Origin of the sequence: Pontiella agarivorans, assembly GCF_034531395.1 — a bacterium.
In the GTDB taxonomy this organism is placed as follows: domain Bacteria; phylum Verrucomicrobiota; class Kiritimatiellia; order Kiritimatiellales; family Pontiellaceae; genus Pontiella; species Pontiella agarivorans.
On record NZ_JARVCO010000012.1, the window covers coordinates 1,240,214 to 1,265,434 of the forward strand.

Here is a 25,221-nt window from a genome sequence, read left to right on the forward strand (position 1 = left end):
GGTGAGGGCATATTGATTCTCTGTCGCAACATTGGTGAAATCATGGTGAACCTTCAAAATACGATTTTGATATTTGTTTTTTAGGGTTGCGTGATCTTAAGCCGGAAAAACAGATAATCGTTGGTTGAACCAGTGAGCTGATATTGTGTTTGCGTGTAGTCCGCATTGCCCATGGAAAAATTCGTAATCATGTTCCATGAGCTGTTCCAATGGTTGGAAACCAAGGAGGTGCTCCATTCGGTTACATAGGTAATGCCGGGATTGGTGTGATTCAGCTGGTGGGTAAAGAGACTTACGTTGTTATGCTGAAATACCATTGATGGTTTGGATCCGACTATAGCCGGGTTGGTTGGATTTCCGGCCCAGGCGTATTCATGAATATCCAGTTCGCCATCGTTATCCTGATCCGCTTTCGGATTTCCGGTAAGGCCGTGTTCACTTGCATAGTCGCCCCATCCGTTTTCAGGAAAAAAGGGAGAGGCGAGTTCGATATCGATGAAGCGGAACAGCCCGAGCGGAACATCGATTTTGACTGTTGAAGCCGGGGAATAGGTTGTGCCGTCGAGCAGATCGGTGATGCCGACTGGAGTTACGGTATTGAAGTGCACCGTTGCGATACGAGCTTTGGGGTTAATGTAGCCGCTGTCGATGAGCGTCAGGCGTAAGTGAGTGGGGGACGTCTGAGCACAAACCCAGGCCACATCGCCGGAAACTGTCAGCGGCAGTTTACTTGCGGCACTGGCGATGGCATTCGATACGGTGGTGTAGTAGGTTTCCGCGGCGTTCGTTGTAGTTCCATCAGACGAAATATAGTTGCGTCCGTCGGTGATAAATTCCTGCATAATATTTTTATAGAGCGGGTGCAGGCGATCAGCCATTTTTCCGCGTACCGCATTTGTATCAGCAAATACGCCATGTTGCGGCGGGGTAATCATGACCATTCCGTTTTGATAGGGTGGCAGAAATTCGAGGCGGCGTTCTTTGACGCCGGAGGCATAGCGCGAGAAATCCCAGTCCGTAAGCGGAGCACCGGGCCATGTGCCGTTCATTCGGTTGAAGACCATTTTGTTGGAATCTTCCCATGCTTCATCCCAGTAGGTGGTCCATTTGCTATTCTCAGCATGTTCAACAAATTCGTGATCCGGTTCAGTCATGCTGAGATGGACCGGATTGAAACTGACGATTTCATGCGGTTTGGGAACAAAGAGTGCGCCCTTGGCCAACAGTTCCCAAAAGATGCTGATGTATTCCTGATCCACCGCATAGTTATTCAGATACTGCGCACCGCTGGAAAGGTGATAAACGAGCATCCGCAGAAAGTGGTTGGGCAGGCGCTGAGTGGAAAACTGACGCAGGCGATCGTAACTTGCGTTGTCCGGCACCGCACGGGTGCCCCAGCTGTCGACAGCTCCACTGGCCCATATGCCGATTCGTCCGGCAATGGTCATGTCCTGTGTTTTATCGCTGGTTTCCTCCATAGAAGGCACGAATACATCGGAAAATTCACCCGATACCATACGTTGCCATGCGGGCAGGTAGACCGATGCCAGCCAGAACAGGTTTTTGTTGCGCACATAAATATTGGCATTCCGGGGCGATGCATAGTCAGCTAGGGGATAGAATAGGTTATCCATCACATAGGTGAAATTGGTGTCTGAACCATTCATCTCAGGCCAGACCAGAACGGTTTTTTTGAATCCGCCGGTTACGCTGTTCGTGGCGCCGTCAATCGTGGCGCGTAAGGTGGACGGTTCGTAAAAGTAGGGGTCATTCCCATGACCGCCCCAGGTCGTCATTCCCGGATATCCATCAAATGCTTCCAATAGACCTTCGACACCCGTGGTGCCATTCAAAGCTTCGTTCTGGGTCAGGATATAGTTTCTGCGTGAGTCTCGTTTATTTCGGTAGACCTCGTTGGAGATGGCCGTGCGCCATTCAGTGGATTGTACATCGAGTTCATAGTGGCTGTTCAGGAAGATCAAAGAGTCATAGGTATTCGTGAGGCTGTAGGCGAGTGATTCAAGCCCCTTTGTGTTTTCTGTCATCATGTAGATGGGGGTCTGTTTCCGCTCCCATGCCGGTTTCGTGAAAGTGTTCAGGTGGTTTCTTGCCGATGCTGTATTGGCAAGGATTGTTGCAATTTTACCGGGAGGGGTCAGGTTTTCATAATCCATTTTCCAGTCTGCATGCAAGGGGTCGATTAAATGGATGCAGCTTCCGCCGCTCTGTGCGCTGGCCAGGATAATTCGGCCCGAGACGGGATCTTTGCACAGATCGTTGAACGCATAACGAGTGGAGAGAATGGTCGAGTTGGCGGGGTCCAGATCGGGCGGAACCAGCATAATGTTGTCACCATAGAGCAGTAAGTATTGAAAGCTTCCTTCTCCATCCGGAATGGGTTCGGTCTGGGCCACCCGGTAGCCGGGGCCACACTCCGCATTAAACGTATTATAGATATTGAATTCGACCTGCGCACCGGTCAGCGGATCGTAGCGGACGATGCGTCCATCAGGCCGGTTGACTGAGGCGCCCATGAGAATTTCGTCCGTTCCGTCTCCGTCAGGATCGACTGCTCGGAAGTCGCCCACACGCATTTTTGTGAATACATCGTCGGAACGAAACGGCAGGTCAGCCAGCACTTCGAATAGGTAAATACTTCCCGATTCCTGATGGGTGTTAAGTACCCCTTGGACGGCAAGATTTTCCGTTCCGTTGATTTGGATCGGGCGTAGAAAGTTGGCGGTATGAATATAGTCCGGCGGGCGGGGGGGAAGGATGCCGGACCACGCGATATCAATCGAGTAGGTCGAAGAGGCGATGGTTTTAACCAGGTTTCCCGTTGATGAAAGATAGTAGATATTCAAATCATAGCCGCCGCAGACGACATAGGGCGTGTTGCTGGAATCGTGGACTACACAGACCGAATTCATCGGTGCATCATTCATTTTAAACTGCCACAGAAGGCTGCCTTCAGCATCAAGGCAGTAAATGGTTCCGTCTGCATTTGCGGTTAAAATCTCGTCTGTTCCGTCGCCGGTCAGATCATCGCACCAGAGGTCGCGGTTCATGAAGCCTGAAAGCGCATTGGTCCAAAGAGCGGTTCCGGCAAAGTCCATGGCCAGCAGCGTGCCTTCATAGCTGCTGCCGATAATGAACGAGTTGCTTACGGTTTGCACCGTTTTAACGTTGGAAATGGTATAACCGGTGTCGTAGCTGACTAGCGCAAGGGGCATATAGGTTTCAGAGTTGGAAACCACTTCGAAGGTGTCGACGATACGGTTGGTCGTCATATTGTCGGATGCTGTGCGGCGGGAATTAATTCCGCCATAAACGGCGTTGCCGTTTACGATGTCGAAGGGTGGAGTTATTTCGGTGTCCGGCAGGGTGACCACGTGGGTTCCGCCAAGTGTAAGATTGGTTAATGTCCCGCCCAGCAGCCAGTCATTCGTCGTATTTCCCCTGGTCAGGGTGGCGGTGAGTTCCAGCCAATGGCTGGTGTCGGTGATGTTGGTGATGCCCGCGGCAGTTTCATCGACCTGGGCAGAGAAGATATTTGCGCCACCGGCATTGGAACCATACAGTTGAATTTTGTTTGTGTTTCTGCGGCGTACGGCCAGCGTAATAATATCTCCGCCGCTGGATGTTTCATTAAACTGCGCAGCAATCACGCCGGATTGGCTGCTGGATAAGGTGCCTGTGGAGGTGTATTGAAAACGAAGTTTGATCGTGGCGGAATCGTTCGGTCCAACCATTGGAAGGGCTTCGCTGTAGATGCCTTCAATATATTCGCCGGAAGAGGATAGGGAGACGATTCCAAGCGATCCGTCGTATCCAGGCTCGTCGACGAATACGGTATTTCCGTTGTCTTTGTTCCAGTTAATATGGTTGATCAAATCTCCATTGACATAATCAGGAGCCGCAAAATAAACTGCCGCTGCATGCGCCTGTCCTAATGCAAGAAGTCCAAGAGTTGGTGAGAGTGCACGGGTTACTGATTTACACATTTTAATCATGGAGATCCTATCGGTTATTTCCCTAACCATAAAACGCGCTCCCAAAGGGAGCGCGCCGGTTCACGTAATCGGAAATACGTTAGGGTTGCTGTTCAATAATCAACTTCATGAAGAGCTGATTTGTCGATGAAGCGGTATCGAAGTTGACAGAGTTCACATAGAACGTGCCATCATCCGCACCCGCATTTACATCAATCACCGAGTTGGTTTCCCACTGATCAAGGATGAGGTTTTCTTTCGTCAGTACGAGGGCCTGAAGTTCACGTTCGGTGTTAACGGTATAGAACGTGTAGTCGCCGGTTGAGCCATCAAATGTGGGTTGTGTTCCAATGTCATTTCCATTGGTTGGAACACCACCGAAGATGTATTCAGACCAGTTATCCAGCGCATCGTTGTCGGGATTGTCTGTCTCACTTCCAATGCCTGGATAATCAATGATAAACTTATCCCAGCCAACAATCACTTCTTCAACCTCGGGTCCAAGAATGACGCGACAGTTCATGTTTTGAATTTCAAGACCTTCTTCTGTTCCGAAGTTTTGGTCCGCATACATGCCGAAATAAATATTCGTAGCATTATATAGTGCTTCGTTGGTCCAGCTGCTCTGGTTAATGGTTTTCAGAACTGCACCATTTGCGTCTGAAAGAATGAAGCTGACATCCCACACTCCGGCATTGGTTGTTTTCAGTGCGGAGTAGGTATATACAAGTTCATCAGTTTCATAGTCAGAACCGGGATTGTTAAGATTCGTCACCCCGATATCATTGAGATTCATTGAGCCTGAAGGGGTCGAAGGCGCGGCCGGGTCGAGCCCGATTGTGAGTCCGCCATCCGGCCATGCACCGCTATTATTCCAGCTTCCCTGATTGATTCGGAAACCGAGCTGTCCATCCGGGTAGGTTCCAAAGGATTGAATGGATTCAGCATAGGGCGAGGTGTTTTCAGCCAGCGATGTGCCGTTTGTTGTGAAGAAGAAATCAGCCAGAGTCAGGTTGGACAGGTTGTCTCTCACAAACATTTTTGCATTTACGCTGAACTCGATTTCATCGCCGGCATCCAGTTGATGTGGAAGGCCGTTGGTATACATGACGCCACGCCAGTTCCAACCTCGTTTTGCTGCTGTATAATTGGTTGAACTCGGGCGGTGAACCAGGGCGTTTCCGGTTGCATTTGAATTAACAAATCCCCAGCCCCATTGGTTCAGGCTGTCCCAGCCCGGAGCATCTGAAAACGCGGTTTCGCTATTCCATCCTTTGAAATCGTATGCAAATACATTGTCCGAACGAACTTCGCCGACGGAGGCTCTGACTGAAAAGCCGAAGCAACGTGTCGCGTAATAGGCCCCTCCGGCACCGAGATCGAAATAATAACCGACGGTTGAAACGTCTGTCATATCTGGTGTTGCTACAGAACCGATCGTCGCCTTACCGTCCACCAGCGGAGAAAATTCATACCAAGTCATCGCAGCGGCATCAATATCCGATAGCAGCAACTGGCCTTTGGGCAGATTGTTGGTTTCGCTGGCATACCATTCGCCGCTTCCTTTTTGCATCAGAAAACGAATTACACCGTTGGTGTAGCCTTTTCCGGTTCCATAAATATTGATCGAATAGCTGGCCAGCGTTGTGTTAGTTCCGAGGAAGTCTTCCCAAACCAGCATGCCTTCATATTCATCTCCTGCTCCACGGCCCAGTTCAATGGCATCGGCGCCGTTGCCTCCATCGCGAATAATGACCGTGCCGGTATTACTTGCTGTTGCATTCACACCGGGGGTGCGGTTGGTGGATGCATCCGGATAGTACACATTGGTTCCGCCATCAAAGCCTTGATGCGCTTCGTAACTGGTGGAGACCCAGTCTTTAAAGGAAATGCTGTTATCAAAAACAATGTTGGTTTCACCGGCATTGTTCCACTGCACAATGACTTCTGTCGGGGCAGGAGGGGTAATGAAGCTGGAGGCAACTTCAAAGCTGCCGACCATACGATTATTGGCCTTGCAAACGGAATCACTCCGGGTGGAATTAATGCCGCCATACATGATGTCATCGTCCTGCAAAGCAGCTTTCGGTTCAAACGCACCGAAATCGTGAGACAGCACTTCAGCTCCGGTCGTAAGGTTTGTTACCGTTGCAACCAACGTCCAATCATCAGTGCCGTAATTTTTCTGCAAAGTTGCCCGGAAATCAAGCCAGTCGCTTTCTCCAACTCCGTTGGTAACGCCGGCGGTGATCTCGTCCATATAAGGGCTGCTCACAGTGTTTCCGTATTGCAGGAAGAGAAATAACTTGTCCGTGGATCCGCGACGAAGTGCCACTCGAATGGTATTGGCAGAAACCGTTGAGTTATCAAAAAATATTAAACTGGTTAATCCGCCGGTTCCTGAGGTGAATTGTTCCGTTGCATTATATTTGAATTTTTGTGCCAGGGTCATTCGGTCGCCAGGAGACGCCATCGTAATGGGTTCGTTGAACACATTGTCCACCCATTGTACATCCGCTGAATATAAAACAACACCGTCGGTTGCGGCGTTGGAAATGATATTTCCGCCATCACCGGCCCAGACGGTACTGTTGGTTAAATCACCATCTGAATAATCGGGTGCTGTGTAATTGACGATCACTGCTTCTGCTGGATCTGAAATCCATGTTGCAGCCACAAGAATCGCAATGGCGAACCTTCCTGTTTTTTTCATAGTTTACTCCCTGTATTTTGTATCGTCCTGTAAAGGAGACATCCTTTACGGGTATTCAATTAACTGTGTCTTAGGTGTGGGTTACGAAATATACCCGACATTCTATCCGGGGATTGATTAATCAGGCGGGGACATAAAGGTGTTGTGCGTTCAGGATTCGACAAGCCCTTCAACGGAAATCTGAAAGTGCTGAATCTAAAAAATGTTTCGGAATCTATCCCGAAGTAATCGCAGGATCGGTTGAGAATGCAGGGTTGAAACGGAGCAAATAGCGGTCCTCGGCTCCGCAGAACCTCAGGTCGTCTGATCAATCAATATCCAGATGTCAAAGATCACTGCACAACACACAACACGCTATAGGATTAGAGCCGGTACTCATGATACTTATCAGCTCTGCAGAGCCCGTTGCTCTGCGGACCTATATTTGTTTTTTACAAGCCTCTCCGCGGAAGCGATTCATCTCTTTAATATGATGAATTCCAACCGTTAACCCCTCCTGATTCGGCACGCTTGATTGAATCGGTCAGCTGTTCAGATAGAGATTAAGTATCCTGCATCTGAGGTATGTTAAAACATGCTATAGATAAATGTCTGGGGAGGGAGTTTTCCATAGCTGATATTGCAAAGAACTATGCTTAAATTGCATATTTGAATGCGCGGGTTTGATGGTATCGAGTCAGATTGCGGGTAAGTCTTTGTTTGTTTGGCTGTGCTGATGGGATGCCGGGAAAGTAAGGATGTAAAAGCAATGCCGTCCATACTGTATGGAATGTCTGAGCCGGCTTTAAATTCAATACGTTTCAGGTGTACTGCGAAACTCAATATAAATTCGGGCAGCCGTCATCGACTTCTGACTCAGACCGGGGATTAATAATGCGACATGGGCATGCGGGCCGATTACTTGAATCTAGATATCCGGCCCGGTTTGAGCGTATTTATGTCGACTGCAGGCCAAGTTGCAGGCCGCGGATTTCGGCGAGGCCGCGGAGGCGGCCGATGCAGGTATAGCCGGGGGTTTTGAGCGGCGGTTTTTTGAGATCGTCAAGCATGGTTCTTCCGTGATCCGGACGGAAGGTAAGCTGCCAGTCTTCGCGTCCGGCATTTTTTCTTTTCTGCATTTCCTGAAGCGCGGCCTTTACAACGGCCGGCATGTTGACAGAGCCTTCAAGATGATTGGCTTCATAGAACGAGCCGTCCGGATTGCGCTGGGTACTGCGAAAATGAAAGGCATTGATTCGGTGGCCCAGCCGTTGGACCATGCCGGGCAGGTCATTGTCTTCGCGGGGACTCAGCGAGCCGGTGCAGAAACAGATGCCGTTGGCCGGACTGTCGATCAGGTCCGTAATATTTTTCAGATCGGATTCGGTGGAGACGATGCGCGGCAATCCCAAAACAGGGAAAGGGGGATCGTCGGGATGGATGGCCATGCGCACACCGTTTTCTTCGCAGACCGGAATCACTTCCTGAAGAAACTGCTTCAGATGTTCCAGTAATTGGAAGCGATCGATTTGTTTATAGGTCGAAAGCATGGCCCGGATGTCGTCCAGTGTGAAGCTGAAGTCCATGCCGGGAAAAACATCGATAATGGTTTTTTCAAAGGTTTGCTTTTCCGCCTTCGACATCGAATCAATAAAGGCTGCGGCTTTTTCCCGGATCCTGGAAGAAAAGGCTTTTTCTGCGCCGGGACGCTGAAGCAGATGGATGTCGAAAACGGCAAACATTACCGGATCATAAAGAAGGGTCTGCGTGCCGTCGGGCAGCGTATACGCCATATCGGTCCGGGTCCAGTCGAGCACGGGCATGAAGTTGTAGATGATTGTGTTGATGCTCTCGGCGCCCAGATTGCGGATTGTTTGCTTATAGTTTTCAATGTGATGTTCAAAATTGCCGGTGCGGGTTTTGATCGCCTCAGAGACCGGCACGGATTCAACGGCCCGCCAGGTCAGTTTTTCTGCCTCAATTTCCGCTTTGCGTGTGGCGATTTCTTCGCGGCTCCAAAGTTCCCCGTATTCGATGTGATGCAGCGAACTCATAACGCCCGTACAGCCGCATTGTCGTATATCGTGCAGTGAAACCGGATCACCCGGCCCGAACCATCGCATGGATTCCTGGAGTAAAATCATTATTGATACCGTTGTTTATAGGGTTTATTCAGGGGTCTCGGCGGGATCCGCAATCCTTGATCCTCGCACGGCGGTGTCTCTGGCCGGATCTGACGCACACCGAGCGCAGGTTAGAAGTGCATAAAAAAGAGTGTATGTTTGTTTCATCAGCTTTTTCGCCTCATTCGGCACCATCAGCGATCGTGTTTTAATTTTCCAGATGAATCCTGTCATCAGAACCGGGTTTATATAAAATGCATAAATGAGATATATAAATGCATAATTGCAATGCGGAGAACGAAACTGAAGAACAACGTTAAAACCATATTGGTCCTGGTGGATGGCATGCACAGTGCGACGCATCTCGGTGTTGCCCGGGCGGCGCATGATTTTGGATGGTATCTTGATTGGGGGTATATCGAAGGTTCGGGCGTGCCGGATCGTTTTTGCGGCGATGGTGTTCTGTGTGCTTTGACGAACGATCCGGAAATGGAGCGGTTTGTGCGCTGCTCAGAGGTGCCGGTGGTGGATATTTCGATAAACCGGTCGGAGGTGAAGTTGCCGCGGGTCGTTGCGGATCATCCAGCCATTGGAAAAATAGCGGCGGAACATCTGTTGGAATTCGGGCATCGTAATTTTGCCTGGTTTTCGTTTGAGCGGGATGCTGTCAGCCGGGCTCGACTTGAAGGTTTTCAGAAAAAACTGAATAAGCCGGTGATTCGGCTCGATGGCGAATTTGCCCGGAACCGGGGACGAATGGCGGAAAAACTGAAGGCGCTGCCGAAGCCCTGCGCTGTGTTTGCGCGGCGGGATTCCGATGCGGCTTGGTTGCTGAGTCTGTGTAGGGAGGAGGGCTGTGATGTGCCCGGGGAAATTGCTGTGCTGGGTGTGGATAATAATCCGCTTATTTGCGAATATCTCCAAGTTCCGCTCTCCAGTGTAAATCATGATCTGGAGCGGCTGGGCTATGAAGCCGCTCGTTTGCTGGACGAGTTGATCAATGGAAAAGAGCCGCCGAAGAGCACACGGCTGATCCGCCCGCAGGGGGTGACGGTGCGTGCAAGTACGAATAGTTTTGCGGTGCTCGATGAGCCGGTTCGTGACGCGTTAATATATATGAAAAATCATCTGTCCCGTTCTCTCGGAACCATGGAGGTTGCAGACTGCGTTGGCTTAACGCGCCGCATGCTGGAAATTCGCTTCAGGGCGGCAACAGGAAAGACGGTGCATCAGAAAATGATTGAGCTGAGGCTGTCCGCCGCAGAGCAGCTGCTGAGATCATCGGCTTTGACCGTTGAAGATATTTCCGCCCAATGTGGTTTTTGCCACGCGCAGCACCTCAGCCGCTTATTTAAATTCCGCTATGGATTGCCGCCGCTGAAATACCGGAAGTCTCTGAGCTGACCGCTGAACCGGCTTGCGGAAAACTGTATGTTATTTACAAAATCGCCGATATTCCCGCAGGTAAAATCTCCGTAACTTTACGCAACATAGAAAAATGATTTAACGGAGTGGATTATGATGCGTTTAAGTAAGTCGGTAATGGCCGTCGTTTTGACGGGGTTGGTATTGAATGGGATGGCCGGCGGAATTTATGCGCCGAATTTCGGCGAAGGGCGGTATATTCTGACGCCGCCGGTCAAAGAGCAACCGATGATTCACGGTCCGTCGGTATTCGGGGTTCGTCCGGGATCGCCCTTTCTTTACACCATTCCGGCCACGGGAAAAACGCCGTTGTCTTTCGCCGTGAAAAATCTGCCCGCAGGGCTGACGGTGGATCCGCGTTCCGGAACCATCAGCGGAAAAATCCAATCGCTGGAAAAACGAGATTACAAGGTGGTCCTTCAGGCGGAGAATGAAGCGGGGCTGGATGAGAAAGAATGGACCATCAAAGTCGCCGATGAAATCTGTCTGACGCCGCCGTTGGGCTGGAACAGCTGGAATTGTTGGGGACATCAGGTCGATCAGGAAAAGGTGCTGGCTTCTGCTCGCGCCATGGTCGACAAGGGGCTGAAAAATTTCGGCTGGACCTATATCAATATTGATGATGCCTGGCAGGGAAAGCGCGGCGGGGAATTCAATGCCATTCAGGGCAATCCGGAAAAGTTTCCTGAAATGAAACAGATGTGTGACGAAGTGCATGCGCTGGGGCTTAAAATCGGAATCTATTCCTCTCCGTGGGTGACCACCTATGCCGGTTTTGTCGGCGGATCAAGTGAGAATGAGGACGGCTTCTGGAGCGCTGAAAAATATGCGGCGTCGAAAGAGGTAAAGAGGGCTCATCAGGTGGTGGCGAAATATAAATTTGATGAAAATGATGCAAAACAGTGGGCGGCCTGGGGCATCGACTATCTGAAATATGACTGGAACCCGAACGATCCGGAAAGCACGCTGCGAATGGCTCATGCGTTAAGAAACAGCGGACGGGATATCGTTTATTCGCTGTCGAATACAGCACCGCTTGAACACGCGGAACTTTATGCAAAGGAAGTAAATTGCTGGCGTACAGCCGGCGACCTGAAAGACCGCTGGGACCAGGATGGGGCCCATCTGAATATTATTGACCAGTGGGAGCGCCATCGCCATTGGATTGAAGAAGGACAGCGCGGCGGTCCCGGCCATTTTCCGGATCCGGATATGCTCGTGGTGGGGCGTGTGGTTGAAGGTAATAAGGGCAAGGAGCCGCGGCCTTCGCGTCTCACTCCGGATGAGCAGTATGCCCATATTTCGTTATGGACGCTTTGGAGCGCTCCGATGCTGATCGGCTGTCCGATTGAGATGATGGATGAGTTTACGAAGAACCTGCTCTGCAATGATGAGGTGCTGGCTATTCATCAGGATGAAAAAGCAATTCCTGCGGTGTCTGTGGTGGTGAAGGATGAGTATGAAATTCTCGTGAAAGATCTGGCGGACGGGGAAAAGGCCATCGGAATTGTGAATAAAGATGATAAGGCGCGGACCGTTTCCATCGACTGGAAAAAGGCCGGAATCCGCGGCCGCAAACAACTGCGTGATGTCTGGCGACAGAAAGACATTGGAACCTATGCCGGAAGTTTCACGGCAAAAATTCCTTCGCATGGCGTTGTACTGGTCCGTACATCCAACCCCTAAAATGGAGTGGAATAAGATGAAGCGTTTACTGATTTTTCTGGGCATCACCTGTGTATTGAGTGTTCACGCCGAACGATTGAATTTTTCCAGCGACTGGAAATTTTCTCTCAATGATCCGGCCGGGGCGAAACGGGCTGATTTTGATGATTCAGGCTGGCGGACACTGGATGTGCCGCATGACTGGAGTGTGGAATTTGCATTCAGTCAGGAGAATCCGGGCCGGAATGCCTGGCTGCCGGGCGGTATTGCCTGGTACCGCAAAACCGTTGACGTGCCGGCGGAAGATGCGGGCAAGGTTTTTGAAATTCAGTTCGACGGGGTCTATCGTCACGCAGAAGTTTATGTGAACGGAGCGTTTGTCGGGCGGCAGTTTGACGGCTATACCAGTTTCTATTTTGATATCACGGAATTTGTTCGTCCGGGACAGGAAAATGTGGTGGCGGTTCGGGTGGATAATCACGATGTGCCGAACTGCCGGTGGTATTCCGGATCGGGAATCTATCGCCAGGTCTGGCTGACGAAGAAAACTCCGGTGCATGTGAAGAATTGGGGCACCTATATTACGACACCGGAAATTACAGATCGCTCGGCCGAAGTTTCAGTAAAAACCGAATTGGCGAATAAGGGTCGCGCGGAAACATTCGAGCTTGAAACCGTCGTATTCGATCCGGCGGGCCGGGAAGTGGCACGGGCGGTATCTTCCGGAAAAATCACTTCGGAGTTTGAGGCGAAACAGTCTCTGACTGTCGAAAATCCGCAACGCTGGTCGGTGGATTCACCACTGCTCTATTCCACCGAAAGCCGGGTGAAGGTCGGCGGAAAGACCGTCGATGTATACCGCAGTACATTCGGCATCCGGTCTTTCCGGTTCGACGGTAAAAAGGGCTTTTTCCTGAACGGCAAAAACATGAAACTCAAAGGGGTCTGCCTTCATCACGATATGGGCACGGTCGGCGCGGCGGTGCCGCTGGAAATGTGGGAGCGGCGTCTGCGGAATCTGAAGGCGCTGGGCTGCAATGCCATCCGTACCGCGCATAATCCCATGGCACCGGAATTTATGGATCTCTGCGACCGCATGGGTTTTCTGGTGATGGATGAGTTTGTTGATAAATGGGAACATCATATCCGCCCGAATGCCGATCCGCTGAATGATCCGAAATTCGCTGAACCGAACTTCCGCAAAGAATGGAAGAAAAATTTTGAACAGACCATTCGGCGGGACCGTAATCATCCATCGGTTATTATCTGGAGTGTGGGGAATGAAAATTATCCGGCCGGCAGTGAAAAACAGAATCAAGGGCTGAAAGAATACTGTAACTTTGTGCGAACCATCGATCCGACGCGACCCGTGGTTTCGGGCATGGAGCGCGGATTGGATAAAGATCCTTCAGAGAAGGTGGATGATATTCTTGAATCGACGCAGTACATGGATCTCATCGGTATGAATTATGGCGAGCAGTGGGTGAAACGGATCGGACACCGCAATCCCGGCAAAGCATTTGTGAGTACGGAAAGCTATGTCTATTACAACAGCACGGAATTTAAGCGGTGGGATCTCGTGGAGCGATCCCCGTGGTTCGATGTGCTGGAAAATGAGTTTAATGCCGGATTGTTTCTCTGGAGCGGTACGCGTTATCTCGGAGAGGTCAGTAAAAGCAAAGACTGGCCGCGAATCAATGGCGGAAGCAGTGCACTGCTGGATATGGCGAGCTTTAAAACCGTTAACGGTTATTTCTACGAAGCGCTTTGGTCGGATAGGCCGACGGTCAGTATTGCGGTTTATGATGAGATGAAACCGATTGAATCATTCCGGTGCTGGGGTTCGCCGGCACGCAGAATGATCTGGAATTTCAAAAACGGGGAATCGCTCAATCTGGTGACGTTCACCAACTGTGAGTTTGTTGAGCTCTATCTGAACGGTCGTAAAATCGGGAAACAGAAACTCAGTGATTTTTCCAATCGGATTATGAACTGGTACGATATTGAATTTGAGCCGGGGGAACTCAAAGCCGTGGGAATCAACAATGGAAAACCGGTGTGTGAATTCAGTCTCCAGACCGCCGGTGAACCTGCGCGTATTAAGGCGACGGCTGATCGCGAAACGATTCGGCCGGGAGGTGTTGTTCAGGTTGAAGTTCAATTAACCGATGAGGCCGGTGTTCCGGTGAAACATGATGACCGGTTACTTTCGTTTTCGGTCCGGGGCGGTGAAGTGTTGGGCTTGGATTTCGGAACGATGGGGGCAGAAGACCACTTTACCGAAAAGAAGCATCGCCGTACAGATGAGGGCCGGTGTTTGGCCATCGTTAAAGGCGGCAGTGCCGAAGCGGTTCAGATTCGCATTGAATCGAAGGGACTGGCTCCCGTGGAACTGCAGATTCCGGTTGAACGGAAAGTCGTGGAAAAGTGCCGGTAAATACCGTGTGTGCCCAGCTGGATGATCCCGGCCTGCGTTAAGAGAAAATGCGGCGGCGTTTTCGTTCGTCGTCCATGGTACGCAGTTCGGGGTGTTTCCAGTTGGCCTGAAGAATTCGCTCCAGTTCGGGGAGACTTTTCCGGTATTCGGAAGGGGTCATGCGCGCAGCATTTTTAAAGGTTTCGGCGAAATACTGACTGGTGCTGTAACCGCATTCAAATCCGATATCGGTAATTGACCGGTCGGTTTCTCGCAGCAGCCGGCAGGCATGTTCAAAGCGCAGCCGATTGAGATATTGCAAGGGGGCGTAGCCGGTCAGTCTGAGGGTTATGTTTGAGAAATAGGTACGCTTTACACCACAGCTTTCCGCCATTTCATTGAGCGTCCAGGAATGGTCGAGGGTTTTACGTAATGATTTCAGAAACTGTTCAATACGGTGCATCGTCCGGGAAGTGTTGCTGCTGATTTCAAAATCGCGGGTAATGATTGCCGCGAGCTCCAGCAGGATGGTGCGCAGCATGGAAAATGCAATGGTGTGGTCGATCGGATTTCGATTGTCCAGACGGTGAATAATTTCCGGAAGGTTGTGCCGGGCTAATTGCGAGGCCGGCCAGGCATGGCGACGGGCATTGACCAGTGCGGTGCTCAGAAAATTCAGCTCCTCTTCCGAAAATCCGAACCGTTCAGCCATCGTGATTTTTTCCAAAGGCTGGAACCCGGCTCCGGGGAGATCGAACAGAATAAAGTAGATCCGGTTTTTCGGTTCGCGAATATGCATGCTGCCGTGCGTCTGCCAGGGCAGAGTGAAAAACAGCGTTCCCGGTTTGAGGGCTTCAGGAACGCCTTCGACCGCCCAGTCGAGACGGCCCTGTTCCACGAGCACGAGCTCCATGCCGGGATTCTTGTGCGGGTACATCATTTTATTCTCAATATGCCCGTAGCTGATGATTTCTGTTAATTCAGTCATGTCGGAAAATTACCACTGGACAGATATGGAAGCAAGACTGCTCGGATTGTGGTCCACTCCTCTCTTCATAAAGGAGAGCAGTTCCTGAACACCCTGGAGATGGGTGTTTCAGGACGAAGAGGATATGAAACTTAATAAACAGACGGCTTACCTTTGGTTCATCTGTATTATAGCCGGTGCTGGAGGGATTCTTTTCGGATACGACGCCATTGTGGTTTCGGGAACGAATTCGCAGGTTAAGGAACTCTTTTCCTTTTCCCCTTTTCAGCAGGGTTTTTATGTCAGCTGTGTTTTGCTCGGTTGCGGGCTTGGTTCTTTTATCGCCGGTTTCATTGCTGATGCTATGGGAAGAAAAAGTCTCGTTGTACTGGCTTCGGTTATGATTTTCATCTCCGCTGTCTGGAGTGGACTCGCTGCTAATGCAACACATCTGATTTTAGCCCGCATGATCGGTGGTATCGGTATCGGAGCGGCCACCATGGTTTGTCCTTTGTATATTTCAGAAGTTGCTCCAGAGGAACATCGCGGCCGCATGGTCACTCTTTATCAATTTACGATTACCATAGGACTGCTGGCCTGTGTGCTGGTCAACTGGGGGATTTATTACTATGCAGAGATTAATCAGAACAATGAGATGCTTCCGCGTTTCTGGAAGTGGTTTGCTGTGGATCAGAACTGGAGGATCATGTTTTCCGCCGAGGCGGTGCCGGGCATTCTGTTTCTGATCTGTACAGCAGTGCTGCCTGAGACTCCGCGCTGGCTCTCCAAAAACGGACAGAAGGAAAAAGCGTTTAAGGTCCTGACCCGAATCAACGGTGCAGAGCGTGCTGCGGAGATTGAAGCGGAAATTGAAGCGACACTGATTGATGAATCCAATATACGGCTGCGGGATCTGTTTACGCCCAGGCTTCGCAGGCCGCTGATCTATTCTGCATTAATCTGCTTTTTTGCCGAAGCCTGTGGTGCTGCAGCCATGTTTTATTTCGGGCCGGATATTCTGGAGGCTGCCGGATTCGGACTGGGCGGGGCATTGGGCGGATTCGGAACAATCGCAGTTGTTAACTTTTTCGCATCAATGGCTGCGCTTAAATTCATGGATAGCTGGGGGAGGAAGAAGCTGCTGTTTATCGGTTCTGCAGGAGCGATGATTTCTCAGGTTGTGGTCGGTACACTTTTTCTGATGGGGAATACGGGGTGGCCGATTGTGATTGCGGTGAATGCTTTCATTGCCTTCTTCTCCTGCTCACTGGGACCGGTTAAATTTGTTTTCATTTCGGAAGTTTTTCCGAACCGGATTCGCGGAAAAGCAATCTCTGTGGCGAGCCTTTCCATCTGGTTGAGCAGTGCATTGGTTGCTCAGCTGTTTCCGGTGATGCGGGCGAATATACCGACTGCTGCAATCTTTTATATATTTGCATTCATGCTGTTAATCTACCTTCCGGTCATCCATTTCGTTCTGCCGGAGACCAAGGGAAAAAGTATCGAGGAACTGGAACGAACTTTTTTGCAGGCGTGAGTTATGAAACGCTATGGATCAATCACCGGGCTGAAACCGGAAAAAGCCGACTGCTACAAAAAACTGCATGCTGCATCCTGGCCTTCTGTTCAACGGATGATTTCAGAATGCCATATTCAGAACTATTCAATTTTTATGAAAGAGATCGACGGAAACCTTTATCTCTTCAGCTATTTTGAATACTCGGGGTCGGATTTTGAAGCCGATATGCAGAAAATGGCTTCTGATCCAGAGACTCAGCGCTGGTGGAAAGAGACGGATCCCTGTCAGCTGCCCTTACCCGATGCCGCGGGACGGGGTGAAATCTGGTCTGTAGCCGAAGAAGTTTTTCATCAGGATTAAACAAGGAATGATTATGACATCACGGGAACGCGTACTTGCAGCAATCAATCATCAGTCCGCCGATCAGCTTCCAGTAGATCTGGGGTCGAATCCGAGTTCCGGAATTTCGGCCATGGGCTACAATAAGCTCAAGAAGGCTCTGGGCATCCAGGGCGGTCATACTCGGATTTATGATGTGGTGCAACAGCTGGCACAGCCCGAAATGGAAGTGCTGGATGCCTTGGGTTGCGATGTGCTGGATATCGGCCGAATCTTTAATACGGCGGATGAGGACTGGTATGACATTACGCTGCCGGATGGAACGCCGGCGCAGTATCCCAAATGGTTTCGCCCGCTGAAACGTTCGGATGGGGCGTGGGAAGTGGAACGCAATGGTGAAGTGATTGCCCGTATGCCGCCGGACGGTGCTTTTTTCGATCAGACCTGGTTTCCGTATGAAGAGGATTATCCGGAAAGCTATGATCATCTTGACGACGCCATGAACATGGTTCTCTGGCAGTCAATGGCGCACAGCCCGTGGGATCATGCCGACGATCCGAAGTTCTGGACCACGTTGCGTGAAAATACCCTGCGGTTGCGGGACGAGAGCGATAAAGCCCTGATGATTGTCTGCGGATGCAATCTCTTTGAGTGGGGCACGTTTTTGAGAAAGCTCGATAATTTTCTGATGGATCTGCTGACAGAGCCCGAAGCCGTGACGGGATTGTTGGACGAACTGATGAAGCGCCATCTCCGGACGCTGGAAAAAGTGTGCGAGGCAGTGGGCGACTGCTGCGATATTCTGCGTTTCGGCGATGATCTGGGGACAACCGGTGGACTGTTTATGCCGCCGGATACCTATCGTGAACTGTTTAAACCGCACCACACGCGACTGAATGCCTTTGTGCATGAAAACTCGCAGATGAAAACTTTTCTTCATTCCTGCGGATCGATTTACCGTATCATGCCCGATCTCATTGAAGCAGGGTATGACATCATCAATCCGGTACAGACCAATTGTTTCGAAATGGAGCCGGAGCGTCTGAAAAAAGAATTCGGCGATCAGATCAGTTTCTGGGGAGGGGGATGCGATACGGCTTCGGTTCTGAATAAGGCTACGCCGGCCGGCGTTCGGGAACATGTGCTGGAACGCTGCGAACTGTTCGGTCGGGGCGGGGGATTTATCTTCAATACCATTCACAACATTCTTCCGGAGGTCCCGGCGGAAAACACCATTGCGGCCTTTGATGCGGTGAAGGAATTCAATCAGCGGTAGGATTCAGGCCGCGATATATCACGGAAGATCGGGGTAACATTCATCCGTGCTCTATTTCGGCTCTTATTTTAATTTAAAAGGTGAGTAATATGATCATGAAGAATATAAAGAAGGCAGAGCAATGTGAGTTCGGTGAATACAACAGCAAGGGGGAGTGGCGCCCGCCGTATCCGGTGAAATATGCGCCGCTTTTTGAAACGCCGCAGAAAATCGGTGTAATACTGAAGTGGCTGTTGGGATGGCCGGGTTATATCTGGCCGTGGCACCTTCTTTTTTTCGGCGTGACCGCGGCAACATGGTACTGGTTCCAGCCGTCGCTCGAGCAATGCAGAACTTTTAACGTGGACTGGATCCTCTATATGTTCATTCGGAACGAAATCCTGATCTGGATGGTCTGCGGGGCATGGCATCTGGTGCTCTATATCCTGAAGCTTCAAGGCACAAAACAAAAATATGATCCTCGGTGGCAGAACAAAGGAAATAAAAAATTTCTCTTCAAAAATCAGGTGCTTGACAATATTTTCTGGACCTGTTGCAGCGCCGTCCCGTTCTGGACGGCCTATGAAGTACTGTTTATGTGGGCCTACGCCAACGGAAAAATTCCTTTCCTGGAATGGGCCATGCATCCGGTCTGGTTTGTCGCCTGGTTTTTCCTGATTCCAGTCTGGCGCGAGTTTCATTTCTATTGGGTTCATCGCTTTCTGCACTGGAAGCCGATGTTTAAACGGTACCACTCGCTGCATCACCTCAATGTCAATCCGGGACCCTGGGCCGGGCTGGCCATGCATCCGGTGGAATGTTTCGGCTATTTCAGTGTCATTATGATTCACTGGATCATCCCGTCGCACCCCCTGCATATGCTGTTTAATGCTCAGCTCACAGCGCTGACGCCGGCGGGCGGACACCACGGATTTGAAGGGCCGATTCTCAATGGCAAGGTGCCGACCGGTTCTTATTTTCATTATCTGCATCACCGTTATTATCGCTATAATTTCGGTGAGTGTCTTATTCCATTCGATAAATGGTTCGGCACCTTCCACGACGGCTCATTCGACACCGACCCCTCCCGTCCGTGGCAGGATATAAAAAATAAATAATTCGTTATTGTCGTGATCCTGAGACCGTGTCGCTTCTTTTCTGGGTTCTCCTTACGGGTTATTTGCCACGAAAAACTCTCATTTAAAACGGTCCAGGTTTATGGGCTCAGGTCAGGTCGTATATTTTTTACCCTGTTGACAAAACTGCAGTCATATGAACGTTAAGCGTGAGCTTCCGGGTACATAGACTTCAATCTAATCACCGGGCGTTTTTCCGGTACGCTCCATACACCGGTTCGCCACTTCTTTTTTGATGTATCCCTTGATTGATAAATGAATCACTAAAAAAAGGATGGGTATCGTTGAGGCCTTTAGTCCTTGAAGTGGTGTTTTGACCATTACATGTATCGAATAATTCTCTCCAGAATTAATCAAATGGTCAGATGGAGGAATTATTTTGTAGTGAGGTTCATGAATCATCTCTTCACTTTGGACAAAGTAGAAATGTCTAGAGTTTGCAAAATAGAAAATCGATGAGCATATGACCGTAAAGACCAACGCCGGGATTAGAGATTCCTTATAGAGTTTATTTAGTAATGTAGAAGTTGGTTTTTCCTTTTGCATACTCGTTGATCCTCAGATTGATCGATTATTCATTTATCCGGCGAGTGTTATGGATAACCCGCCGTGCGTGACCGAATCAAACGGGCGTTTTCACGGTAGGGAAAGCCACTGGTTCGCTGTTATTTTTTGTTTCTTAATTGTTCGTCAACTTGGTCGAGGTGGTTGTGTCTCCAGCGGTATTCTGAATAGGATATTTCTCCATTGTGATACATTCTTCTATTTTCTCCTTGTAGAGAATCTTCAACGATTGCTGCGCAACCGCTTAAAATACTGGACAATGCAAAGAAGGTGTATAATTCAGTTCTCATTTTCTTCACCAGCGCCCGTTAAGGTTGACCTGCCGTGCACATAAACATCGACCTAATCAACGGGCGTTTTCTCAGTAAGGTCAAGGCTCTGGTTCGGCTAGTTTGGTTTAAGTTGTTCTCCAACACCTTCTGCATACACAACAATGTTTTCTTCTCTTCTACCAGCAATGAATTTGTATTCTGGACACATGGATTTAAGAAATGATTCAAACTCTGGAATATCCCACTGAACATCATCAAATACTACAGGGAAATCAGAATGTGGGTTTTCACTGTGGACGTAGACTGCATCCTGTCCTGCATCTTCGATAAAGAAACTCATGAAGATTTGATAGGGTTTGTCAAACTGAGTTAATGCATCCACATATTTTTTAAAAATGTTCAGATGAGCTTCCAATGTTAGTAACCGTATCTGTGCTCCCAAATCACCAATTCCATCCCAATCCAGATGGACGTGATAATAATAAAACCATCCATCAGGATCTATTTCTGCCTCATAACCTTTTGCTTCTTCTAGGATTCTCTTGGCTTTGCTTTTTAATCCTCGAATCCTTGGGTAACGCTGAGACCGATGGCTTTGAAATTTAAATATTTGATCGAGATTCATATTTTGTCGTGCCGAACGTTCAAAGTGAGCCGCTTGGGAAAGTAACATTGACCTCATCAACATACGTGGGCCAAGTAGGCTCTACTTTCTGGTTAGAGATTTTGTTCCGTAATTAGTTTCTCTGCACTTTGTTTATCCATTTTTAGGACATTTACAATTTCGGTATTCATCCATTTTTCATGCCTTGGGTATCTTTTGTAATTTTGAATTTCAAAGTAATGGTTGATTGCAAAGTAATGATGATCATTGCCCATGATATTTAATGAAATTTCATTTTCAAAATAAGAACCAGTATTTGGCCAACTAATGGAAAAATCATGAGGCCCTCTGGGTAGGCTGAATGTGACTGTTGAATAATTTCTAAGTGTAGCTATTTTTTCATCCTTAGAATAAATTATAAGTTTTTGCGCTGTTGGTTCTGTGTTTATCCGAATGAGTGTAACTTTTCCATAATCTGGAGTGTCTGGAAGTGTTGGCAGATAGGCTTTGGTTGAACAACCAGTAAAAGTTATTCCTGCAATCAGAAGGGTGAGGGATAGAATGATTTTATTCATGATTCTCTAACGTTACACGTGAGTTTCGGTGAACATAAACGTTGACCGGATTAATTCCGCGTCGGCCACCGTAAACTCGAACCACTTGATACTCATCTAAGTCCTCTGAAAAGGACGGTTAATTCCTTAAACTGAAATCGAGGGTTCTCCTTCTGGCCAAGTTTCCCGACCGGTCCAGAAGAAGAGTCTCATTAACCCGTAACACTTAAGGAAACTGCGATGAAGTATTACAAAACGACGACCGAATACAACTGCGGAATCGGTCGCACACCCGCCAGATGTACATCTGTGTGAAGGACCTGGCCGGAAACAAACTGGTTCACCGAAATATCCGCAACAACGACTTTGAGTTTTTCCTTAAACTCGTTGAACCCTATAAACATGATTTAACGGTAACCTGCGAGAGCTGCTTTGTATGCTTCTGGCTGGCGGATGCCTGCGAGGATGCGGGGATCAAGTTCGTGTTGGCCCATGCGTACTATGTGAAATCAATTGCAGCGAACAAGCATAAGAGCGACCGGTTCGACTCCGAGGAACTGGCCGACTGTCTTCGCTGTAATCGTATTCCTCCTGCCTATGTCTGTCCTCGCAATCTGCGTCCGGTGCGTAAGCTGCTCCGGCGCCGCAATAAGTTTGTGAAAAACCGGACGGAGCTGACGGGCCATTCCACCAGCGAGGAGAAGTGGGCTCCGTCTTTATGGCGAACAACCGCTCGTTCTTGAATAGGTAGCGCACAGGGAATAACCGCATGAAATTCCGGGACGTCATAGATCGATGTAATCATTGACAGCCGCCGCCCCGTTTGTCGGGGAGATCCGGCCGCCTGAGCCCGCACGGTTGTTTGAGGGAGCCTTGCTCCACTCGTTCATACGGAAATAAAAACGGCACAAGTTGAGGCCAGGTTGGAATGTTCAATCGGTAGTGGTAGTTGGCAAAACACGAAGATTGGGACAGGGAACTTTTTGTCTTTACTCAGAGGGACTTAATGGTGGTTAGATTTTTTCTGTTTATTACGAATACACCCAGTTTAGCCAGCGTTGAACTTACGATATATGTGATCGCTAAAATGACTATTACCAAAGAAGATTTAACCCAAATATTTGCAGCGTATGAATTCAGTGCGCTGGGAACCTGAAGAATCATGCAGCTTAAGGTTATCGAGTTTATGATGAATTTATCCGTCAAATATTTGCTAAATTTACGAATCAATAGTGCGCTGTAAAATGGAAACAAAAGAACGATCAATAGATAGGCGATTGCTATGCTGATTGCTTGAATTGTGTTCATTATATTTTCCTATCCAAACGTTACTCATGACCCGCTTGGGAATCAGACTTTGCCTTCAAAACGGGCGTTGTCAAAATAGACTCAATCCTTTTGTTATGTTTTTTCTCTTTTTGTAATGACATCACATTCCGCAAGAAGGGCTGTATGTGCTTCAGTAACTTTTTTTGCCCAGCCTCCCTGCCCAGTGATACTTTTATTAATCTTATCTGATACTAATGCCGAGCTGGCTTGGTTTAGATCTCGAATAGAATTTGCTAACTGGGGATATCTCCCAAACCTGCCAGCTGATTGACGAAGTTCATCATACAACGGAGGGAATTCTTTTTGTAAAACCTCGGGATCTGCATGACACAAAGCAATCTCTTTGGCCATGCCAGAAATTTCCTCCAAATGATGTAAACGCTCGAGTTCTTTCTCCCACAGGAGCATTCGCTTTTCTCGCATAATCGCGAGGCGAGTATTAAGCCCTAAAGTGACAACTGATGTCAGAGATGCAATGAGCGCTGCTATTAAAATTACGTCTTCTTTATTCATATCTATTCCTGCAACATAACGTTACTCATGACCCGCTTGGGAATCAGACTTTGACCGAATCGACGGGCGTTGTCCAAGTAGGGTCAATGAGCTGGTTCGATTTTTTATATGCACAACTAGAATTTGATATTTGACTTGATGGATTTTAGACGCTTTTCCGGAATGGGTAGTTTAGGAGTTCCTACGTCGTAGGTTTCGCAATTTTCTTTAAACCATGCCTTTAGTTTTTTGTTGTTTTCCTTGAGCTCATTGAAGGGCATGTTTTTTTTAAATCCGAAGGTCGGAACTTTGGATCGCTCTAGGTCTCTAATAGCTTGATTCAGTTGGGGCTTGTAAGCATCCAGACGCTCTCTGTCGAGCCAGTCAAATGTTGAAATAGCCCCTGCAACCAACTCAACAGGATGTTGACTGGTTAAAGGACAATATTTGATCTTGCCACTTGGGGTTAGATGTACCCAACCGATGGCGCCATTACTTCCTGTGTCAGCAGAGATTTGCATATGAAAAACATGATCCTCTATGTCACCGATGTCTACCCGTTTCATCTGGTCCCAATTTCCGGGACGTTTGATGGCTGATAGGTAGAGACTACTAAAAGACTCGAAATCTTTATCTTCAATTGATTCCTCAAGTTGCTCGGCAAGATCCTTAACCTGACCTTTGGTCAATGGCTCCAGTTCTTTAGTAGTACTAATATTATCTTGAGATTCTGTAGATATATCAAAGTTACGGATATATGCCCGATCATTAACGCTGAACTTGGAGAGGGGAAGCTGAGCGGTTTTTCTATCTTTGCGTTCGATGGTCACAACTTCTGACTCGGCATCAAACTGAACTAATCGAGCCTGTATAGCTCTTCCGCTTGAATCCTTGAACGTCCGATAAGTCGTGCTTGCAATTGAATTCATTAGAAGGAGAAAACTGAATGTCATTGTTAGAGTTTGTTTCATATAATTTCCTTATTATGAGTTATCGAACGTTAAACATGAGCCTGAGTGGATTGCGCTTCAACTTCATCGACGGGCGTTATCACGATAGGCTCCATGTTCTTATAGGTATTCCAGTTCATTGTGGCAGCCGGAGCGGAGAGCCTTGCGATTCGCTCTGAGCGGAGGTTGCCCGGTTAGTGTTCTTTTTAATTGCTCTATGTTAACTTTCAGCCCGAAAGGGCACGCACCGGCTAGGTACGAATGTCCAATGTTCAAGCGCCATAACGCTTATAACCAGCTGTTCGCCCTGGCCGGTGCGCTTCGAACAACAACGAATACTCAGATATCGTCATTCAGCATGACCAACTATAAGACCTTCGCCCGTTCGAAGCCAGCGTGTTCATTCAAAAACCAACAAGGAGACGCACATGAAAAACCGGACCTAAACCGAATGCCTTCGCCGCTGAGATCGGCATAGACTGGGCGGATAAGAAGCATGACTTCTGCCTCTGGGATGAGGCCTCACAAACCACGGAAAGTGGACGCATCGAACACCGACCTGAAGTGCTGCACGAATGGATCTGCAAACTCCGGGGCCGATATGAGGGCCAACGCATCGCCGTGGGCCTGGAACAGTCCAGGGGGGGCTTGATCCATTTGTTAATGCAGTATGAGTTCATCGTACTCTACACGATTAATCCGGCCACGAGTGCCCGGTATCGCAAAACCTGGAAGACAAGCCGGGCCAAAGATGATCCTTCAGATGCCGTGCTGCTTATGGAGCTGGTGCGGGATTGCCGTCACAAACTCAAGGCGTGGTATCCGGAAGACGACCAGACCCGCCAGCTGATCCTGCTTACCGAGCACCGGCGCAAAGCCGTTAATTTGCGGGTAAAACTCACCAACGCCCTGCGGTCCGTGCTGAAA

The 25,221-nt window shown here is 49.0% G+C and carries 18 protein-coding genes; 9 read left to right on the plus strand and 9 right to left on the minus strand.

Features of this window, described 5'->3' with window-relative positions:
* Window positions 1-80 precede the first annotated feature (80 nt).
* From P9H32_RS17995 to uxuA, 3 genes are all read right to left on the minus strand, one after another.
* Complete coding sequence (locus tag P9H32_RS17995; RefSeq protein WP_322610313.1) at window positions 81-4,013, minus strand: hypothetical protein; 3,933 nt, start codon at window positions 4,011-4,013, stop codon at window positions 81-83.
* Between the two features lie 79 nt (window positions 4,014-4,092).
* Window positions 4,093-6,705 carry a hypothetical protein gene (locus tag P9H32_RS18000; protein WP_322610314.1) on the minus strand — a complete coding sequence of 871 codons (2,613 nt, stop codon included), beginning with the start codon at window positions 6,703-6,705 and terminating at the stop codon, window positions 4,093-4,095.
* A gap of 935 nt (window positions 6,706-7,640) precedes the next feature.
* A complete protein-coding gene (uxuA, locus tag P9H32_RS18005; protein WP_322610315.1) occupies window positions 7,641-8,828 on the minus strand; it encodes a mannonate dehydratase in 1,188 nt (395 codons plus the stop codon).
* A gap of 267 nt (window positions 8,829-9,095) precedes the next feature.
* Here uxuA and P9H32_RS18010 point away from each other — a divergent pair, with 267 nt between their 5' ends.
* From P9H32_RS18010 to P9H32_RS18020, 3 genes are all read left to right on the plus strand, one after another.
* Window positions 9,096-10,211, plus strand: a complete 1,116-nt coding sequence (locus tag P9H32_RS18010; RefSeq protein WP_322610316.1) for an AraC family transcriptional regulator — start codon at window positions 9,096-9,098, stop codon at window positions 10,209-10,211.
* A 114-nt stretch (window positions 10,212-10,325) separates the two neighbouring features.
* The gene (locus tag P9H32_RS18015; protein ID WP_322610317.1) at window positions 10,326-11,918 is read left to right on the plus strand and encodes a putative Ig domain-containing protein; all 1,593 of its coding nucleotides are present in this window, start codon (window positions 10,326-10,328) and stop codon (window positions 11,916-11,918) included.
* A gap of 16 nt (window positions 11,919-11,934) precedes the next feature.
* Window positions 11,935-14,334 carry a glycoside hydrolase family 2 TIM barrel-domain containing protein gene (locus P9H32_RS18020; RefSeq protein ID WP_322610318.1) on the plus strand — a complete coding sequence of 800 codons (2,400 nt, stop codon included), beginning with the start codon at window positions 11,935-11,937 and terminating at the stop codon, window positions 14,332-14,334.
* 37 nt (window positions 14,335-14,371) lie between these two features.
* Here P9H32_RS18020 and P9H32_RS18025 read toward each other — a convergent pair whose 3' ends face one another.
* Window positions 14,372-15,301: an AraC family transcriptional regulator gene (locus P9H32_RS18025; RefSeq protein WP_322610319.1), complete on the minus strand. Its 930-nt coding sequence runs from the start codon at window positions 15,299-15,301 to the stop codon at window positions 14,372-14,374.
* Window positions 15,302-15,425: 124 nt separating this feature from the next.
* Between P9H32_RS18025 and P9H32_RS18030 the strand changes: the two genes are divergently transcribed.
* From P9H32_RS18030 to P9H32_RS18045, 4 genes are all read left to right on the plus strand, one after another.
* On the plus strand, window positions 15,426-16,817 hold the full coding sequence (locus tag P9H32_RS18030) for a sugar porter family MFS transporter (protein ID WP_322610320.1): 1,392 nt from the start codon (window positions 15,426-15,428) through the stop codon (window positions 16,815-16,817).
* A gap of 3 nt (window positions 16,818-16,820) precedes the next feature.
* Window positions 16,821-17,159: an L-rhamnose mutarotase gene (locus tag P9H32_RS18035; protein WP_322610321.1), complete on the plus strand. Its 339-nt coding sequence runs from the start codon at window positions 16,821-16,823 to the stop codon at window positions 17,157-17,159.
* Window positions 17,160-17,172: 13 nt separating this feature from the next.
* Complete coding sequence (locus P9H32_RS18040) at window positions 17,173-18,414, plus strand: uroporphyrinogen decarboxylase family protein (RefSeq protein ID WP_322610322.1); 1,242 nt, start codon at window positions 17,173-17,175, stop codon at window positions 18,412-18,414.
* 95 nt (window positions 18,415-18,509) lie between these two features.
* Entirely contained in the window at window positions 18,510-19,511 is a 1,002-nt protein-coding gene (locus tag P9H32_RS18045; RefSeq protein ID WP_322610323.1) for a sterol desaturase family protein, read from the plus strand.
* 195 nt (window positions 19,512-19,706) lie between these two features.
* Here the strand turns inward: P9H32_RS18045 and P9H32_RS18050 are convergent, their stop codons facing one another.
* The 3 genes from P9H32_RS18050 to P9H32_RS18060 form a co-directional block, all read right to left on the minus strand.
* Window positions 19,707-20,075 carry a hypothetical protein gene (locus P9H32_RS18050; RefSeq protein WP_322610324.1) on the minus strand — a complete coding sequence of 123 codons (369 nt, stop codon included), beginning with the start codon at window positions 20,073-20,075 and terminating at the stop codon, window positions 19,707-19,709.
* Window positions 20,076-20,480: 405 nt separating this feature from the next.
* Complete coding sequence (locus P9H32_RS18055; RefSeq protein WP_322610325.1) at window positions 20,481-21,038, minus strand: hypothetical protein; 558 nt, start codon at window positions 21,036-21,038, stop codon at window positions 20,481-20,483.
* 44 nt (window positions 21,039-21,082) lie between these two features.
* Window positions 21,083-21,544, minus strand: coding sequence for an EexN family lipoprotein (locus tag P9H32_RS18060; protein ID WP_322610326.1), 462 nt, complete (start codon window positions 21,542-21,544; stop codon window positions 21,083-21,085).
* A 278-nt stretch (window positions 21,545-21,822) separates the two neighbouring features.
* On the opposite strand from P9H32_RS18060, the gene P9H32_RS18065 reads away from it, so the two are divergent.
* A complete protein-coding gene (locus P9H32_RS18065) occupies window positions 21,823-22,266 on the plus strand; it encodes an IS110 family transposase (protein ID WP_322610327.1) in 444 nt (147 codons plus the stop codon).
* Between the two features lie 658 nt (window positions 22,267-22,924).
* Here the strand turns inward: P9H32_RS18065 and P9H32_RS18070 are convergent.
* Complete coding sequence (locus tag P9H32_RS18070; protein ID WP_322610328.1) at window positions 22,925-23,365, minus strand: hypothetical protein; 441 nt, start codon at window positions 23,363-23,365, stop codon at window positions 22,925-22,927.
* Window positions 23,366-23,481: 116 nt separating this feature from the next.
* The gene (locus tag P9H32_RS18075) at window positions 23,482-24,315 is read right to left on the minus strand and encodes a hypothetical protein (RefSeq protein WP_322610329.1); all 834 of its coding nucleotides are present in this window, start codon (window positions 24,313-24,315) and stop codon (window positions 23,482-23,484) included.
* A gap of 453 nt (window positions 24,316-24,768) precedes the next feature.
* Here P9H32_RS18075 and P9H32_RS18080 point away from each other — a divergent pair.
* Window positions 24,769-25,221 (plus strand): IS110 family transposase (locus tag P9H32_RS18080; RefSeq protein ID WP_322610334.1); only part of this gene is annotated, 453 nt, incomplete at its 3' end.